At 60.6% G+C, this 14,221-nt stretch carries 18 protein-coding genes; 16 read left to right on the top strand and 2 right to left on the bottom strand.

Annotated elements, in window-relative coordinates; translation table 11 throughout:
• Positions 1-2: 2 nt before the first annotated feature.
• On the bottom strand, positions 3-779 hold the full coding sequence (locus AC1D0O_RS03390) for a glutathione peroxidase (RefSeq protein ID WP_477652134.1): 777 nt from the start codon (positions 777-779) through the stop codon (positions 3-5).
• Between the two features lie 243 nt (positions 780-1,022).
• Here AC1D0O_RS03390 and AC1D0O_RS03385 point away from each other — a divergent pair, with 243 nt between their 5' ends.
• The 15 genes from AC1D0O_RS03385 to AC1D0O_RS03315 all read left to right on the top strand — a co-directional run bounded on the left by AC1D0O_RS03385 (position 1,023) and on the right by AC1D0O_RS03315 (position 13,083).
• A complete protein-coding gene (locus tag AC1D0O_RS03385) occupies positions 1,023-1,778 on the top strand; it encodes a DNA-formamidopyrimidine glycosylase family protein (RefSeq protein ID WP_477652133.1) in 756 nt (251 codons plus the stop codon).
• 63 nt (positions 1,779-1,841) lie between these two features.
• A complete protein-coding gene (locus AC1D0O_RS03380; protein WP_477652132.1) occupies positions 1,842-2,294 on the top strand; it encodes a DUF2721 domain-containing protein in 453 nt (150 codons plus the stop codon).
• Positions 2,295-2,490: 196 nt separating this feature from the next.
• The gene (locus AC1D0O_RS03375; protein WP_477652131.1) at positions 2,491-3,036 is read left to right on the top strand and encodes a hypothetical protein; all 546 of its coding nucleotides are present in this window, start codon (positions 2,491-2,493) and stop codon (positions 3,034-3,036) included.
• Between the two features lie 759 nt (positions 3,037-3,795).
• Positions 3,796-4,419, top strand: coding sequence for a TetR/AcrR family transcriptional regulator (locus AC1D0O_RS03370; RefSeq protein ID WP_477652130.1), 624 nt, complete (start codon positions 3,796-3,798; stop codon positions 4,417-4,419).
• Positions 4,420-4,446: 27 nt separating this feature from the next.
• The gene (locus tag AC1D0O_RS03365) at positions 4,447-5,070 is read left to right on the top strand and encodes an isochorismatase family protein (RefSeq protein WP_477652129.1); all 624 of its coding nucleotides are present in this window, start codon (positions 4,447-4,449) and stop codon (positions 5,068-5,070) included.
• Positions 5,071-5,099: 29 nt separating this feature from the next.
• Positions 5,100-5,432, top strand: a complete 333-nt coding sequence (locus tag AC1D0O_RS03360; RefSeq protein ID WP_477652128.1) for an energy transducer TonB — start codon at positions 5,100-5,102, stop codon at positions 5,430-5,432.
• A 69-nt stretch (positions 5,433-5,501) separates the two neighbouring features.
• Entirely contained in the window at positions 5,502-5,999 is a 498-nt protein-coding gene (locus tag AC1D0O_RS03355; RefSeq protein WP_477652127.1) for a DUF2059 domain-containing protein, read from the top strand.
• An 84-nt stretch (positions 6,000-6,083) separates the two neighbouring features.
• Entirely contained in the window at positions 6,084-6,587 is a 504-nt protein-coding gene (locus AC1D0O_RS03350; RefSeq protein WP_477652126.1) for an anthrone oxygenase family protein, read from the top strand.
• Positions 6,588-7,363: 776 nt separating this feature from the next.
• Positions 7,364-7,822 carry a hypothetical protein gene (locus tag AC1D0O_RS03345; RefSeq protein ID WP_477652125.1) on the top strand — a complete coding sequence of 153 codons (459 nt, stop codon included), beginning with the start codon at positions 7,364-7,366 and terminating at the stop codon, positions 7,820-7,822.
• 76 nt (positions 7,823-7,898) lie between these two features.
• Positions 7,899-8,372, top strand: coding sequence for a hypothetical protein (locus tag AC1D0O_RS03340; RefSeq protein WP_477652124.1), 474 nt, complete (start codon positions 7,899-7,901; stop codon positions 8,370-8,372).
• 97 nt (positions 8,373-8,469) lie between these two features.
• The gene (locus AC1D0O_RS03335; RefSeq protein ID WP_477652123.1) at positions 8,470-9,000 is read left to right on the top strand and encodes a hypothetical protein; all 531 of its coding nucleotides are present in this window, start codon (positions 8,470-8,472) and stop codon (positions 8,998-9,000) included.
• A gap of 116 nt (positions 9,001-9,116) precedes the next feature.
• A complete protein-coding gene (gene arr, locus AC1D0O_RS03330; RefSeq protein ID WP_477652122.1) occupies positions 9,117-9,512 on the top strand; it encodes an NAD(+)--rifampin ADP-ribosyltransferase in 396 nt (131 codons plus the stop codon).
• Positions 9,513-9,566: 54 nt separating this feature from the next.
• Positions 9,567-9,989, top strand: a complete 423-nt coding sequence (locus AC1D0O_RS03325; RefSeq protein ID WP_477652121.1) for an SgcJ/EcaC family oxidoreductase — start codon at positions 9,567-9,569, stop codon at positions 9,987-9,989.
• Between the two features lie 171 nt (positions 9,990-10,160).
• Positions 10,161-11,138, top strand: a complete 978-nt coding sequence (gene acuI, locus AC1D0O_RS03320) for an acrylyl-CoA reductase (NADPH) (RefSeq protein WP_477652120.1) — start codon at positions 10,161-10,163, stop codon at positions 11,136-11,138.
• A 31-nt stretch (positions 11,139-11,169) separates the two neighbouring features.
• Complete coding sequence (locus AC1D0O_RS03315) at positions 11,170-13,083, top strand: propionate--CoA ligase (RefSeq protein WP_477652119.1); 1,914 nt, start codon at positions 11,170-11,172, stop codon at positions 13,081-13,083.
• A 58-nt stretch (positions 13,084-13,141) separates the two neighbouring features.
• Here the strand turns inward: AC1D0O_RS03315 and AC1D0O_RS03310 are convergent, their stop codons facing one another.
• Positions 13,142-13,399: a hypothetical protein gene (locus tag AC1D0O_RS03310; protein ID WP_477652118.1), complete on the bottom strand. Its 258-nt coding sequence runs from the start codon at positions 13,397-13,399 to the stop codon at positions 13,142-13,144.
• 351 nt (positions 13,400-13,750) lie between these two features.
• On the opposite strand from AC1D0O_RS03310, the gene AC1D0O_RS03305 reads away from it, so the two are divergent.
• Complete coding sequence (locus AC1D0O_RS03305) at positions 13,751-14,215, top strand: (2Fe-2S)-binding protein (protein ID WP_477652117.1); 465 nt, start codon at positions 13,751-13,753, stop codon at positions 14,213-14,215.
• The last annotated feature ends 6 nt before the right edge of the window (positions 14,216-14,221 follow it).

The following is a 14,221-nucleotide window of genomic DNA, read 5'->3' as shown; positions in this document are numbered from 1 at the left end:
CCCTAGCTGAGAAACTGGCGCGGCGATGCAGGTTCCGCCCTGGACTTCAACTCTTTCAGCCAGGCCTGCAGGTCTTCCGATCCACCGATTTTTTTCCCGCCCGCAAACACCTGCGGCGCCGTGGCGGCGCCGGCCACCGCCTGCAGCGTGTTGGTGCTGATGCCGTGGCCCAGTGTGATTTCCTCGTAAGAAAGGCCGGCTTCATCCAGCATGGCGCGGGCCTTGGCGCAAAACGGGCAACCCGGCTTGCTGAACAAGGTGATGGGTTCGGGCGCCACGGCATCCGGTGCGAGGTAGCTGAGCATGGTGTCGGCGTCAGAGACCTCGAAGGGGTCGCCGTCTTTCTCGGGCTCGATGAACATCTTCTCGATCAGGCCGTCGCGCACCAGCATGGAGTAGCGCCAGGAGCGCTTGCCGAAGCCAAGATCGCTTTTGTCGACCAGCATGCCCATGCCTTTTGAGAAATCCCCGTTGCCGTCGGGAACCAGGGTGATGTTGCCGGCCTCCTGGGCCTTGCCCCATTCGTTCATCACAAAGGCATCGTTGACCGAAAAACAGACCACGTCGTCAATGCCGTGGGCTTTGAAGGTTTTTGCCAGCGCGTTGAAGCGCGGCAAGTGGGTGGATGAGCAGGTGGGCGTGTAGGCGCCGGGCAGGGAGAAGGCCACGACGTTCTTGCCGGCGAACAGGTCGGCGCTGGTGACGTCGACCCATTGCTCGTTCTGGCGGGTCTTGAAGGTAACGTCAGGGACGCGCTGTCCCTCATTGTTGGAGAGCATGGGAGGTCCTTTGGTTGGGGCGCGCTGCTGCGCATCGCAGCCGCGCCGATGAAATGAATTTATTGTGCGGACCCTCGCGCGCCGCGAGCTGTCGGACAGCGACGACATTGCTGTAGGGCAATCCCACGAGCGGGCCGCGCGCGCACCGTCAGTTGCCACCGGCCTCGGCCCACATGCACCGGCATGGCGCGGACTCCAGAATCTCCTCACGCCTGCCTGCCACCGGGCGCTGGAGGAGCTTTCATGCCCGAAGGGCCGTCAATCCAAATCCTCAGGGAACAGGCCGCGGGCTTTGCCGGCAAGATCGTGCGGCGCGCCGGCGGCAACAGCCGCATCGACATCGCGCGGCTGGTGGGCCGGCGCCTTGTGGCCGTGCGCAGCTGGGGCAAGCATTTTCTGCTCGAGTTCGAGGGTTTTTCGGTCCGCATCCATCTGCTGATGTTCGGCAGTTATCGCATCAACGAAGGCAAGGAAGGCGCGGCGCCGCGGTTGAGCCTGGGGTTTGCCCGGGGCCAGGAGCTGAACTTCTACAACTGCTCGGTCCGCTACGTCGAAGAGCCCCTGGACACTGTTTACGACTGGAGCGCCGATGTGTTGTCGGATGCCTGGGATCCCGCGGCCGCCCGCAAGAAACTGCGGGCCATGCCCGACGCCCTGGTGTGCGACGCACTGCTGGACCAGACGGTGTTCTCCGGTGTCGGCAACATCATCAAGAACGAGGTGCTGTTTCGTATCCGGGTCCACCCTTTGTCAACGGTCGGGGCCTTGCCCGTGCCCAAACTGCGCGAGCTGGTGGCGCAGGCCCGGCAGTACAGCTTTGATTTTCTCGCCTGGAAAAAAGCCTTTGTGCTCAGGCAGCACTGGCTGGCCCACACCAAAACCATCTGCCCGCGCTGCGAAATCCCTTTTGTGAAAGCCCATCTCGGAAAAACCCAGCGACGCAGCTTCTTCTGCGAGAACTGCCAGCGACGCTACGAAGCGCCGTTCGAGCTCAAGTAGCACCGTGCCCCGGCGAGCGGCATGACAAAATGCAGGCCTTTCAACCCGCAGCTGGAGCTTTGCATGAACTTTGCACCCGACCTTGCCACGGTCACCCACGGCATCCAGCTGGCGGTGGCGCCGGTGTTTTTGCTCACCGCCGTCTCGGGCATGATCGCCGCCGTCGCCGGCCGGCTGGCCCGCATCATCGACCGTGCGCGCTTCCTGGAAAACCGGCTCGAAGCCGGTGGCGTGGAAGAGCCTCGCGCACACCGCATGTATGCCGAGCTGCGCGAGCTTCGCCACCGCGGCTGGCTGGTCAACATCTGCATCGCCTTGCTGACCTTTTGCGCCATCCTGATCGGCAGCACCATCATCCTGCTATTCCTCGGGGAAACCAGCGAGCTTCCGACGCTGCGGATTGCGACGGTATGCTTTCTGTCGGGGGTGGTGTGTTTTCTGCTGGCCCTGGTGTGTTTTCTGGCGGAGACCTTGCTGGCAACACGCTTGCTCAAATTCGCGGAGCCTTCGCCTTAGGGCGCGCGGCACTTGAATGTGAGCAAATGTAGGACGCTGCCGCAGCTTGTTTCCCTACAGTGCTTTTCATCTCACCGGAGCCAGAATGGGCGAAACACCGTCAACGGCATAAGACCACTTTCGTTGAACAGTTCAGGCATGCCCGCGTTGTCTGCCGCCGCATCGGCCTTCACCCCATAACTACCGGAGCACCACAATGAAAAACACCACGATGACCACTGGACCGCGCCTGCCCGGCCGCGGCCTTGCACTGCTGATGGCTGCCGCCATGGCCTGTTCCGCGAGTTTTGCCGAGAAACCCGAATGGGCGGGCGGCGGCAAAAACAAAGGCAACAAACATGAGCAGGCGGAACAGTCCGACCACGGTGATGACGGGCAGGGCGGCAAAAAGGCGAAGAAGAACAAGCATGCCGCTGATGTCAAAGTCGGCGGCTATTTTGTGCCGCAGCAGCGCGTCGTGGTCCAGAACTACTACGGCAAGCAATTCAAGGCCGGCCATTGCCCTCCGGGCCTGGCCAAGAAAAACAACGGCTGCCTGCCCCCGGGCCAGGCGAAGAAATACGCCATCGGCCAGCCGCTCCCTCGCGATGTCGTGTTCTATCCAGTGCCTTCGGCTGTCGTGGTGCAGTTGGGTGCGCCGCCAGCAGGGCATAAATATGTGCGGGTTGCCACTGACATTCTGCTGATTGCGGTGGGGACGAGTATGGTGGTGGATGCTATTCAGGATTTGGGGTCGATCTAAGGCCGGGGTCTTGCTCCCGGTGGCGCGCTCCCTCTGTTCTCTTTGCTGAGGGCGGCTGGCCGGGAGTCGCCCGGCATGCGACTTACTTTTCTTTGCTTCGCCAAAGAAAAGTAAGCAAAAGAAAGGCGACCCGCAGTCTGGGTCCCTACGCTTCGCTACGGGCAACCTGCGGTGCTCGAGCCAAGCGGGGTCCGGCTAAACTCGCCTTCGGCTCAGACAACGCCGGCCCTGATCCGCTTGTCTCTGCGCTCCTCGGCCCAGCCAGGACGGGGCAGTCGGGATCGGGGACGGGAACAGAAGAAAAATACCAAAGAACAAACCAAAACAAACAAGGACTCGCCAAGGCGAGTCCTTGTGGTTTTCAGTATTTGAATTTGGTATTCCTTCCCCACCCCTTGTGGATGCGCCGAGGAGCGCAGGGCCAGACGGATCAGGGATCGCGTTGTTTGAGCCGAAGGCGAGTTTAGCGAGACCCCGCCTGGACCGAGCACCGCAGGTTGCCCCGTAGCGAAGCGTAGGGGACGCAGGAACCAGGGTCGCCTTTTCTTTGGTGACTTTCTTTTGGCGAAGCAAAAGAAAGTTACTTGCCGCCGGGCAACCCCCGGCCAGCAAGCCTCAGCAGTGAGCGCACTCGCCAAGAACACCTCAAGCCATCAAAAAAGTTCTAAATATCTTTCAAATATCTAACAACGTTCAAAATAAAAAACAACAGTTAATTTTCACCAAAACCCCGGCAAGGCTTGCCTTTACATTTGAAGAATGCAAGCCCGACTAGACCGCCAGCAAGCCCAAAGCGATTCGCGCCGAAGGGGCGTGCTGGACGCGGCCCGCGCGGTGTTCGAGCGCCTGGGCATGGAGGGGGCCAGCATCCGTGAAATCGCGAAGGAGGCCGGCTACACCGCCGGCGCTATTTATTCCTACTTCGAGAGCAAGGAGGCGATCTATGGCGCCTTGCTGGCCGAATCGCTGGAGCGCCTGAACGCCGCGGTGCATGGGGCCGGCACAGGCTGCACCGAGCCGGCCGACCTGCTGGAAGCCAAGGCCGGCGCCTGGTTCGGTTTTTTCGCGGCCAACCCGCGCGACCTGGACCTGGGTTTTTACCTGATGCAGGGCATGCGACCGCGCGGGCTCACGGCCGAGCTGAACTTCCAGCTCAATGACCGCCTGCACGACGCGCTGCGGCCCTGTGAAGGCGCGTTGCAGGCCATGGGTTTGAACACCGAAGACGCCTTGCGTGAAAATACGGCTTTGTTCTCCCACGGCGTGGGCCTGCTGCTGCTTCAGCACACCGGGCGCATACGCATGTTCGGCCAGGACGCGACGCTGCTGTTTGACGCCTACCTGATCACGCTGGTGGAGCGCCTGCGCTGCGCCCCGGCCTGATCCGTTTTTATTTTTCCAGGAATTTCCATGCTGCTCGATGCCGACGACTCCCAACTGGTGCTGGTGGACTACCAGTCCCGCCTCATGCCCGCCATTTTTGAAAACAGCCTGGTGCTGGCCAATGCACTCAAGCTGGCGCGCATGGCCAAACTGCTGGCGGTGCCGGTCTGGGGCACCGCCGAAAACCCTGGCTCGCTGGGCCCCCTCGCGCCTGAACTGCAAGCCGCCATCGCCGCCGCCGGCGGCCGCACGCTGGACAAGATGTCCTTCAGCGCCGTCGCCGACGGCCTCGTCGACCTGCTGCGCCCGCCGGTGCGCAAGGTGCAGGCCGGCGGCAACGCGCGCAGCCTGCCCAAGCATCTGCAAAAGCCCGCGCCCGAACCGGAAGAGGGCAGGGGCACCATCGTCATTGCCGGTTGCGAAGCCCATGTCTGCCTGATGCAGACCGCGCTCGACCTGCTGGAGGAAGAGTTCGAGGTCTGGGTCGTGACCGACGCCTGCAGCTCGCGCACCGAACGCAACCGCGACGCCGCCTTTGACCGCCTGGCCGGCAACGGCGCCGAACTGGTGACCACCGAGATGGTGGCGTTTGAGTGGCTGCGCACGGCTGAGCATGAGGCCTTCAAGGATGTGCTGGAGCTGGTGAAGTGAGGCGGGCCGGCTTTCAAGCTGCCTATCTCATGCGCATACTCTGGCTTCTTCTTTTTACACTCCTTGCGGGCTGTGCCACCGGCGAAATCGTGCAGCCTGTGAGCCAGGCAAGTTCACCCAGCCCTGAATATCCCGCCGTCTCCAGGCGTCTTGGGGAGGAGGGCCGCGTGATATTACGAGTGCGGGTGCTGGCCAGCGGTGAACCCGGCGAGGTGCGGCTTCACAAAAGTTCAGGCTTTGACAGGCTGGATGCGGCTGCGGTGGCGGCCATGAAGCAATTCAAATTCAACCCCGCACGAACCCGCTGGGGCCGCGCCGTGGATTCGTGGGTAACCCTGCCGATCGAGTACGCCTTGAAATGAGCGGTTCATTCACCCGCTAACACCCGAGCATTCCAACGTATCTTGACATCCTTCACCATACCTTCAACCATGCGTAACTCATTCATCCTTTCCCTGCTGCTCTCCGCCTCCATCGCATGCTCCGCCGCGCCGGCGTCGGAAGAATCCATCAATACGCTGCTGACCGTGACGAAAGTCGAGTCGCTCATGAGCACCTTGCATGTGCAGATGGAGCAAATGATGGGCCAGACCCTGGCGCAATCTCTCGGTGGACGGAAAATCACGGAAGAGCAGCGGCGAATCATCGAGGCCGCGCAGAAGCAGGCTTCCATCGTCCTGAAAGACGAGATATCCTGGACCAACATGAAGGCGATGTATGTCACGATCTACCGGGAGACATTTACCCAGGACGAGATCGATGGGCTGATTGCCTTTTATCGCAGCCCCGCAGGCGCCGCCTTCATCGACAAAATGCCTCTGGTCATGCAGAAGTCATCCGCCTTGATGCAGGCTCGGATGCCGCAAATCTTGGGGAAAATAAATGCAGCGATGCAAAAAGCGATGATTGAAGCCGGCGTCGCGAGGTAGTTGCCAGGCGATCGCGCACGGTTGCCGCCATAGCCCCGCGGCATTACAGTAGTTCCTCGATTCCGCCCCGATTGTGAGGATTCCATGCCGCCTGCCGACACCTTGCTCTTTGCGCTGACCTTTCTCACGGCCCTGGGCTGTGCGCTCGTCGCCGGCATTTTCCTGGCGTTCTCGAACTTCGTGATGGGAGCCCTGGCCCGCATCAGCCCGCCCCCGGGCATTGCCGCCATGCAGTCCATCAATGTCGTGGTACTCAACCCCGGTTTCCTGGGACTCTTTATGGGTACCGCGCTGGCCTGCGCCGTGCTTCTTGTCTACGCGGTGATGCACTGGCAAGCGGCTGGCGCGCTTTGCCTGGCGGTGGGAAGCCTGTTCTATATCGTGGGCACTTTCGGCGTCACCATGGTTTTTAATGTGCCGCTGAACAACGCGCTGGCGCGGCAAGACCCCGCCAGCCCGGAGGCCGTCGGTTTCTGGCGCGGCTATGTGGCCGGCTGGACGATGTGGAACCATGTGCGCACCCTGGCGGCACTGCTTGCCGCGGTATTGCTGGTTTATCCGCTGATCCGGTTTTCGGGCGGCGCATAGGCTGAAGGGAAGTGCCCCGGCGAAAGTTCGGGCCGCTTGCTTCAAGCCATGCTAAAACTGCAAAATATTTGCTGAAATTCCAATCAACAAGAGAGTTCTGAAGGGATTCGATGGTCAAGTTAAACCGAAACCGGCGCAGCGCCAAAATTCGCTCCAAGTGAAACAATCGCTTAAGCCTTCAATCGAGAAGACGTACCGCGACAAGCCGGGTCACGGCTCTTATCTCAAACGTTCGGCGCCACAAATGCGAGTCTTGCTCCTGGCCATCTCAGCGCTTGTTACCGGCTGCGACCACATACATGGCGTTGCGCGCTACACCGACCCGATGCCATCGGCCCCGCCAGCCCGGTGCGTCCAGGACGCCGTCTCATCCGTCGAGGGCGTAAAGAATGTCAGCTATTCCTGGGAGCTAGGTAGCCGACCACTGACGCTTCACGGAATTGAAAGACCAGATCAGGTGCATCGATTCTGGTATGAATACAAAGGCATCAAGAGCAATCTCTATTTTGTGGCGCGCCACGATGGCTCTGCTACCTACCGTCACAGCTACGGCTGCCTCAACTGCACGCCACCTCAAAGCACCATCGATACCCTTTACCCGGGTATGCTTGCGATCGATGAAGCTGTCCGGTCACGGTGCGGGGTTTCAGTGCCCATCCACGAGTCCTGTTCGGGAGTGAAGTGCGGTGGCGCCTGACCCTTCGCTGCTACCAGCCTGCTACGGCTGGCTTCGCCGGCTTGCGCAGGCGGCTGGGCTCAAACCTTAGGCGCTTTGTATGTCTCGCGAAGGTGATTTGATGCGCAAGGCTCTCAAGAAGGTTCTGCTGCCGGAGCTGAGCCGCATTGGCTTTATTGGCACAAGCTCGAACTTTCAGCGCAGGTCCACTGAGAACCTCGATCTTTTGTCTATCCAGTACTGGAAGTACGGTGGGCAATTCATTCTGGAATTTGCGCGCGGCAAGAGAGGCGCTCTCAATACAAGTTGGGGTGAGGTCGTGCAGGAAGAAAATATTGGCGTGGCCCATATATCCCCACTCCAACGGGCGCGGCTTCAGCAAACGCTTGAAGCGTCCGAGGAACTCTTTCGCGGCTTCAAGTTCTCGGGCTTCGGGGAAGACTTGGCGAAATACGTCGCGCTGGCGAATGAAGTTGCATCATTGCTGCCTCAAATCAATGCGTGGCTTGAGAGTGGGGTGGCCGGAGAAAATATCCATACACTGGGCCGAAGCACTTAACCCTTCCATCGAGAGGGCTCGCCTCGGCAAGCTGGGCCGGGCCTCTCATGTCAAACATTAAAGGTTATCCCGTCGTATGCGAACAAAATCGGGACTCGTTTTAGCCTCGATGCTCACGGCGCCCTTGCTTCTATCCGCGCAAACAGAATCCAAGGCCCGCGAAGCTTTATTCGTGGGGAATATTGCCGATGCCTGCACAACTTCGGCCATGAGTGCAGGCATTCTCACGGCTTTGGGGGACAAAGGTGCCTCACGGGCGGAGGCAGAGTTGAAGGTGGCCGGGCTCCTGGTCAATGATCCCAACAGGGATTTTTATGTCGGATTGACTGCTCAAAACTCGAAAGTGGTCTTTGGCTTCCCTGCCGTACCCAAGACCTCACAGGAGCAAATAGCATTGGCTCGTTGCGCGCGCTTCGCGAAGAGTAAGCCAGTTCTAGCCGAAGAAATCGTTGTGGCGCTTATGCCCGCTGTCGTAAAGTGCCAGGTGTCTACCCTTCAGGAGGCCAGCAAGTGTGTGTTTTCAGTGGTGTACGAAGCGCAACCGCAATGACCTTTAACGGGTCGGCCAACACGAACCGGCAACAGCAAGAGGCGGCTTCGCCGCAGGTGTTGGTGGTCCGGCCATCTTCACGTTCGGCGGCATTCAATTGACCACGCGCCCAGAGTTCTCGCTGGTTGAAATTCGCCGGCTGCACGAACACTTTCCGCGATGGGGATTTCTCGTCGCCGAGGGGAAGTCGCTCGTCGCTCTGCATCAAGTCAGCGACAGCTACAGGCTCGACGGTTACTGCGTCATGCGCAGAGAAGACCTCGCGTCGTGCGTCACGAGATTCAAGAAGCGCTCACTTATCTCGACGGCGCTTCGGCTCAAAGGTCAAGCGCCTGCCCGTCCGGCCGACCTGCAAATCGGCTCAATGCGACTGGCCATGACTTCGGCCCAAGAGCAATTTGGCGTGGTGGTGATCAATCGCGAAAAAGTTCAACCCGGCGAAGTTGAGGTGGGCGCCATCCGCATGTCCACGGATCAAACTTATGTTCTGCGTTGGCTGAGTACGCTTGCAAAGTGGGAAAGTGATGATCGCGCGTTTCGATATCGTGATGTGACGTTTCTTGAATTCGGAACGGAATACGATCAGACTCTCCTGGCAATATCCAAGGCGAGAAAAAATGTCGGCTAACAGGTCATTCAACACGCACACTCAGCGGCAGGAGGTCGCTTCGCGGCTCTCGCTGGGTGCCGCTTACCTCCAACGTTAGGTCCCCTCAGCATCGACCCCGTTTCACTTCACAACCCATGGCAGCTTTGGACACAGGCCCTTTTTTTCATGGCACGAGAGCCGAATTGCAGCCAGGCGACCTGCTCAGCTCAGGCTTTCAATCGAATTACGACGAAAGCGTCGTGATGAATCATATTTATTTCACCGCCATCCCCAAAGGCGCTGGGCTTGCCGCGGAAATGGCCAAAGGCAATGGCAGGCCGCGGGTCTACATCGTTGAGCCGACGGGAGAGTTCGAGAACGATCCCAACGTAACGGACAAGAAATTCCCGGGCAACCCGACGCGGTCCTATCGAAGCAGGCTGCCTTTAAAAGTTGTCGGCGAACTCGAAAGCTGGGAACTCTATGACCCAGAGTTCATTCAACAACTGAGAGCCCGTGTAGAGAATGGCATGGGCAAAATCATCAATTGATGTGAGACACCGCTGTGAAACGGTGTCCCAGTCGTGGCAATAGGGCATGGGGGCATGACCAAGATGAAAAAACCTGAAGAGACACCCGGCGCCTTTCAAGACGCCTGGAACGCTCACGACATGGCGGCTCTCGGTGAGCTGTTCGACCTCGACGCAACCTTCGTGAATCGCTTTGGGCACTATGTCCGGGGCGTTCAACAGATCGTGGCGCTCCACGTCCCGATTCACGAAACAATTTATCGCGACTCCACGCTCCAGAACGAGCTGATCGATATCTCCCTTATTGCCGACGGGGCAGCGGTCATCCATTTCTGGAGTCGCCTGGCTGCCGGCGCCGCCCACCCGGCCGGGCCACACGTGGTGGATACGCTGATCCTTGCCGTGTTGACGAGACAGCACGATACCTGGCGCATTCGGGCGCTTGAGAACGTGACCCTTGTCAACCCGCGGACCGGTGAGGCGATCTTGCGCGACTAGCGCAGCTTGAACTTCCAGAGCATCCTTTCGGTCAAGTTTGGTGGTGAACTCCGCGTCCCCGGGAGCGCCGTCAGCCTCCTGAAAGCCCGTTATCCATAATTAAGAATTCAGTTTCACTGGTTTTCCATCGTTTTCCGGCACCTGAAACAACAATCCACTGGAGACAACGCCGTGTTCAAGTCACTTCTGCTCAGCAAGTCCGACGCCGGTTTTTCGGCGACGGTGACCGATACCGATGACGCCCAGCTTCCCGCCGGCGATGTGCTGGTGCAGGTCGAATACTCCACCCTCAATTACAAGGACGGCCTGGCGATCACCAACAAGGGGCCGGTGGTGCGCAGCTGGCCCATGGTGGCGGGTATTGACGGCGCGGGCACCGTGCTGGAATCGACTCACACGGGCTGGAAGGCCGGCGACCGGTTTGTGCACAACGGCTGGGGAGTGGGCGAGACGCGCTGGGGCCTGATGGCCGAACGCACGCGCCTGCAGGGCGACTGGCTGGTCAAGCTGCCGGCGGCCTTCACGTCGCGCCAGGCCATGGCCATAGGCACGGCCGGCTACACCGCCATGCTCAGCGTGCTGGCGCTTGAGCAGCACGGCGTGAAGCCCGGCGACGGCGAAGTGCTCGTGACGGGCGCCACCGGTGGCGTGGGCAGTGTGGCCGTGGCTTTGTTGGCCAAGTTGGGCTACACCGTGGTGGCGGCCACCGGCAAGGCCAGCGAGGAGGCCTACCTGAAGCAACTGGGCGCCGGCAGTGTGATCGACCGGGCCGAACTCTCGGCGCCCGGCAAGCCGCTGCAAAAAGAACGCTGGGCGGGTGTGATTGATGCGGTCGGCTCGCACACGCTGGCCAACGCCTGCGCGCAGACGCGCTACGGCGGCGTGGTCACGACTTGCGGGCTGGCGCAGGGCGCGGACTTCCCGGCGACAGTGATGCCATTCATCCTGCGCGGTGTCACGCTGGCCGGCATAGACAGCGTGATGGCGCCGTTGGTCAAGCGGCAGCAGGCATGGGATCGTTTGGCCAAAGATTTGGATCTGGCGAAGCTGGAGTCCATGGTCGAAGAAGTGCCGCTGGCCCGTGCCGCCGAAAAAGCCGCCGACTTGATGGCCGGCAAGGTGCGCGGCCGTGTGGTCGTCAAAATCTGAAGAATCTAAAAATTAAAAACGGAGACAAGCGATGACGAGCTACGCAGATTTCTACCGCCAGTCCATAGACCAGCCCGAGGCCTTCTGGACCGAGCAGGCCAAGCTGATCGACTGGCACAAGCCTTTTACCCGCGTCTGCAACAACGACAAGCCGCCGTTTTCCCATTGGTTTGAGGGCGGGCAAACCAATCTGTGCCACAACGCGGTGGACAGGCACCTCAAGGACAGGCCCGACCAGGCGGCGCTGATTTACGTCTCGAGCGAAACCGGTGTTGAAAAAACCTATACCTTTCGTGAGCTGCACGCCGAAGTGCAGCGCATGGCCGCCAGCCTGCTGGCCATGGGCGTGGTCAAGGGCGACCGTGTACTGATTTATATGCCCATGATTGCCGAAGCGGCCTTTGCGATGCTGGCCTGCGCACGCATAGGGGCCATCCACTGCGTGGTGTTCGGCGGCTTCGCCAGCGGCTCGCTGGCTTCGCGCATCGACGACGCGACGCCGCGTGTGATCATCAGCGCCGACGCCGGCTCGCGCGGCGGCAAGGTGGTGGCCTACAAGCCGCTGCTTGACGAAGCCATCCGCCTGGCCAAACACCAGCCCGAAGCGGTGCTGCTGGTCGACCGCGGCCTGGCCCCTATGCCCATGGTGGCCGGCCGCGACCTGCACTGGGAGACGCTACGCGCCAAATACCTGCACGCCCAGGTGCATTGCGAATGGCTGGACTCCACCGCCATCAGCTACACCATCTACACCAGCGGCACCACCGGCAAGCCCAAGGGCGTGCAGCGCGACACCGGCGGTTACGCCGTGGCGCTGGCCGCCAGCATGAAACACATCTTCGACGGCCGCGCCGGTGAAACCTATTTTTCCACCAGCGACATCGGCTGGGTGGTGGGCCACAGCTACATCGTCTACGGCCCGCTGATCGCCGGTATGGCGACCATCATGTATGAAGGCCTGCCCACGCAAGGCATGGACAAGCAGCCCAACGGTGCAATCTGGTGGAGCCTGGTCGAGAAATACAAGGTCACCGGCATGTTCAGCGCGCCCACCGCCGTGCGCGTGCTCAAAAAGCAGGACCCGGCCCTGCTTAAAAAGCACGACCTCTCCAGCCTGCGCGCCTTCTACCTTGCCGGAGAACCGCTCGATGAACCCACGGCGCGCTGGATCAGTGAAGGCCTTAACGTACCCATCATCGACAACTACTGGCAGACCGAATCGGGCTGGCCCATCATCACCATCGCCAACGGCGTCGAGAAGAAGGACAGCCGCTTCGGCAGCCCCGGCGTGCCCATGTACGGCTACAAGGTCAAGATCCTGCACGAATCCACCGGCGAAGAGCTGACGCAGCCCAACGAAAAAGGCGTGGTGGTGATCGAGGGCCCGACGCCGCCCGGTTTCATGCAGACCATCTGGAAAGACGACGCGCGCTTCGTCAACACCTACTGGAAGAGCGTGCCCGGCAAGATGGTGTATTCGACCTTCGACTGGGGCATACGCGACGAGGACGGCTACTTTTTCATCCTGGGCCGCACCGACGACGTGATCAACGTCGCCGGCCACCGCCTGGGCACCCGCGAGATTGAGGAAAGCATCTCAGGCCACGCGCAGGTCGCCGAAGTGGCGGTGGTCGGCGTGGCCGACCAGCTCAAGGGCCAGGTCGCGATGGCCTTTGCCGTGCCCAGGGACGTCGCCGTGCTGGCCGACAGCGCGGCTGCCCTCAAACTCGAAGGCGAAATCATGAAACGCGTGGACGGCGACCTGGGCGCCGTCGCCCGTCCGTCGCGCGTGCTTTTTGTGTCGGCCCTGCCCAAGACGCGCAGCGGCAAGATGCTTCGGCGCGCGATTCAGGCGGTGTGCGAGGGCCGGGATGCGGGGGATTTGACGACCATGGATGACCCGGCGGCGTTGCAACAGATTCGGGATCGGGTGACGGCCGCCTGAATCTGCGGCCGGGCTCTTCCATAAGGCGAGCGATTTTTGCCTCTCAACTTCTATGCGCTTACTCGAAAAAGAAGCGGATGAGTTTGACGGCGATGAGCCATCCCAGCAATCCGGCGATCACGGCGATCCCGAAATACAGGAATGATCGAAACAAAGGAATGCAGAGGAAGCCGCATTCGCCAGGGGGTGGGTAGGCGTTGACGCCAAGGATGAGAAAAGGTGCAGCGATAAGCAGGCCGCAGACAGCGCCGATGGACAGGCGTGCACTGACGATCTTCTGGTGAGAGGGCTGGGGAGAGTGTGGAACTTCATCCATTTTTTGGGCCTCTGGATGCCTTAAAAGGTGGTGACCGGAGTGAATTCGAAGGACATGAACCAGATCATGGTTTGATATCGCGTTTGAGAACACATCCAGTGTGCTGTATCGATGAATGCCGGTAGTACTTTATCTGGATAGGAGCATGGTGCGATGCCTTGGGCATCGGCTGGCGGTCCTGTCTCATCTTGAGAAATCTTCTCGACACTTTGTTTCAGCCAAGGGTTTCTACCCGGATACCCCCCAAAGCCCAGCCGTAGCATGAGTCCCGCAAGGCCTTCGGGTAGTAGCTGACTTGGGGCCTGCCCGATCCTGTGATGACAGACAGCGATTCAACAAAAGGGGACCCCGATGACCACAAAACTCAACGTGAACGGCCGCGCCGTTTCCGTCAATGCCGAACCCGACACACCCCTGCTGTGGGTGATACGCGATGAGCTGGGCATGACCGGCACCAAGTTCGGCTGCGGTGCCGCCCTCTGCGGCGCCTGCACCGTGCACCTGAACGGCAAGCCGGTGCGCTCCTGCCAGACGCCGCTGTCGGCTGCGGCGGGGCAGAAGGTGGCGACGATTGAAAGCCTCTCGCGCAACAACACGCATCCGCTGCAGGTGGCGTGGATCAAGCATGACGTGCCGCAATGCGGCTACTGCCAGTCGGGCCAGCTGATGAGCGCGGCGGCCCTGCTCAAGGACAACAAAAATCCCAGCGACGCGGACATCGACGCGGCGATGAGCGGCAACATCTGCCGCTGCGGCACCTACCCGCGCATCAAGGCGGCGATCAAGGATGCCGCTTCCACCCTGCGTAAAGCCTGAGGAGAA

The organism is Polaromonas sp. P1_F2, assembly GCF_056405735.1.
Note: the sequence above shows the minus strand (reverse complement) of the source record. Positions and strands in the feature narration are given on the sequence as shown.

Coding starts and splice junctions, on each gene's coding strand:
- AC1D0O_RS03390 (WP_477652134.1), bottom strand. CDS start 779: ATGCTCTCCAACAATGAGGGACAGCGCGTCCCTGACGTTACCTTCAAG.
- AC1D0O_RS03385 (WP_477652133.1), top strand. CDS start 1,023: ATGCCCGAAGGGCCGTCAATCCAAATCCTCAGGGAACAGGCCGCGGGC.
- AC1D0O_RS03380 (WP_477652132.1), top strand. CDS start 1,842: ATGAACTTTGCACCCGACCTTGCCACGGTCACCCACGGCATCCAGCTG.
- AC1D0O_RS03375 (WP_477652131.1), top strand. CDS start 2,491: ATGAAAAACACCACGATGACCACTGGACCGCGCCTGCCCGGCCGCGGC.
- AC1D0O_RS03370 (WP_477652130.1), top strand. CDS start 3,796: ATGCAAGCCCGACTAGACCGCCAGCAAGCCCAAAGCGATTCGCGCCGA.
- AC1D0O_RS03365 (WP_477652129.1), top strand. CDS start 4,447: ATGCTGCTCGATGCCGACGACTCCCAACTGGTGCTGGTGGACTACCAG.
- AC1D0O_RS03360 (WP_477652128.1), top strand. CDS start 5,100: ATGCGCATACTCTGGCTTCTTCTTTTTACACTCCTTGCGGGCTGTGCC.
- AC1D0O_RS03355 (WP_477652127.1), top strand. CDS start 5,502: ATGCGTAACTCATTCATCCTTTCCCTGCTGCTCTCCGCCTCCATCGCA.
- AC1D0O_RS03350 (WP_477652126.1), top strand. CDS start 6,084: ATGCCGCCTGCCGACACCTTGCTCTTTGCGCTGACCTTTCTCACGGCC.
- AC1D0O_RS03345 (WP_477652125.1), top strand. CDS start 7,364: ATGTCTCGCGAAGGTGATTTGATGCGCAAGGCTCTCAAGAAGGTTCTG.
- AC1D0O_RS03340 (WP_477652124.1), top strand. CDS start 7,899: ATGCGAACAAAATCGGGACTCGTTTTAGCCTCGATGCTCACGGCGCCC.
- arr (WP_477652122.1), top strand. CDS start 9,117: ATGGCAGCTTTGGACACAGGCCCTTTTTTTCATGGCACGAGAGCCGAA.
- AC1D0O_RS03325 (WP_477652121.1), top strand. CDS start 9,567: ATGACCAAGATGAAAAAACCTGAAGAGACACCCGGCGCCTTTCAAGAC.
- AC1D0O_RS03315 (WP_477652119.1), top strand. CDS start 11,170: ATGACGAGCTACGCAGATTTCTACCGCCAGTCCATAGACCAGCCCGAG.
- AC1D0O_RS03310 (WP_477652118.1), bottom strand. CDS start 13,399: ATGGATGAAGTTCCACACTCTCCCCAGCCCTCTCACCAGAAGATCGTC.
- AC1D0O_RS03305 (WP_477652117.1), top strand. CDS start 13,751: ATGACCACAAAACTCAACGTGAACGGCCGCGCCGTTTCCGTCAATGCC.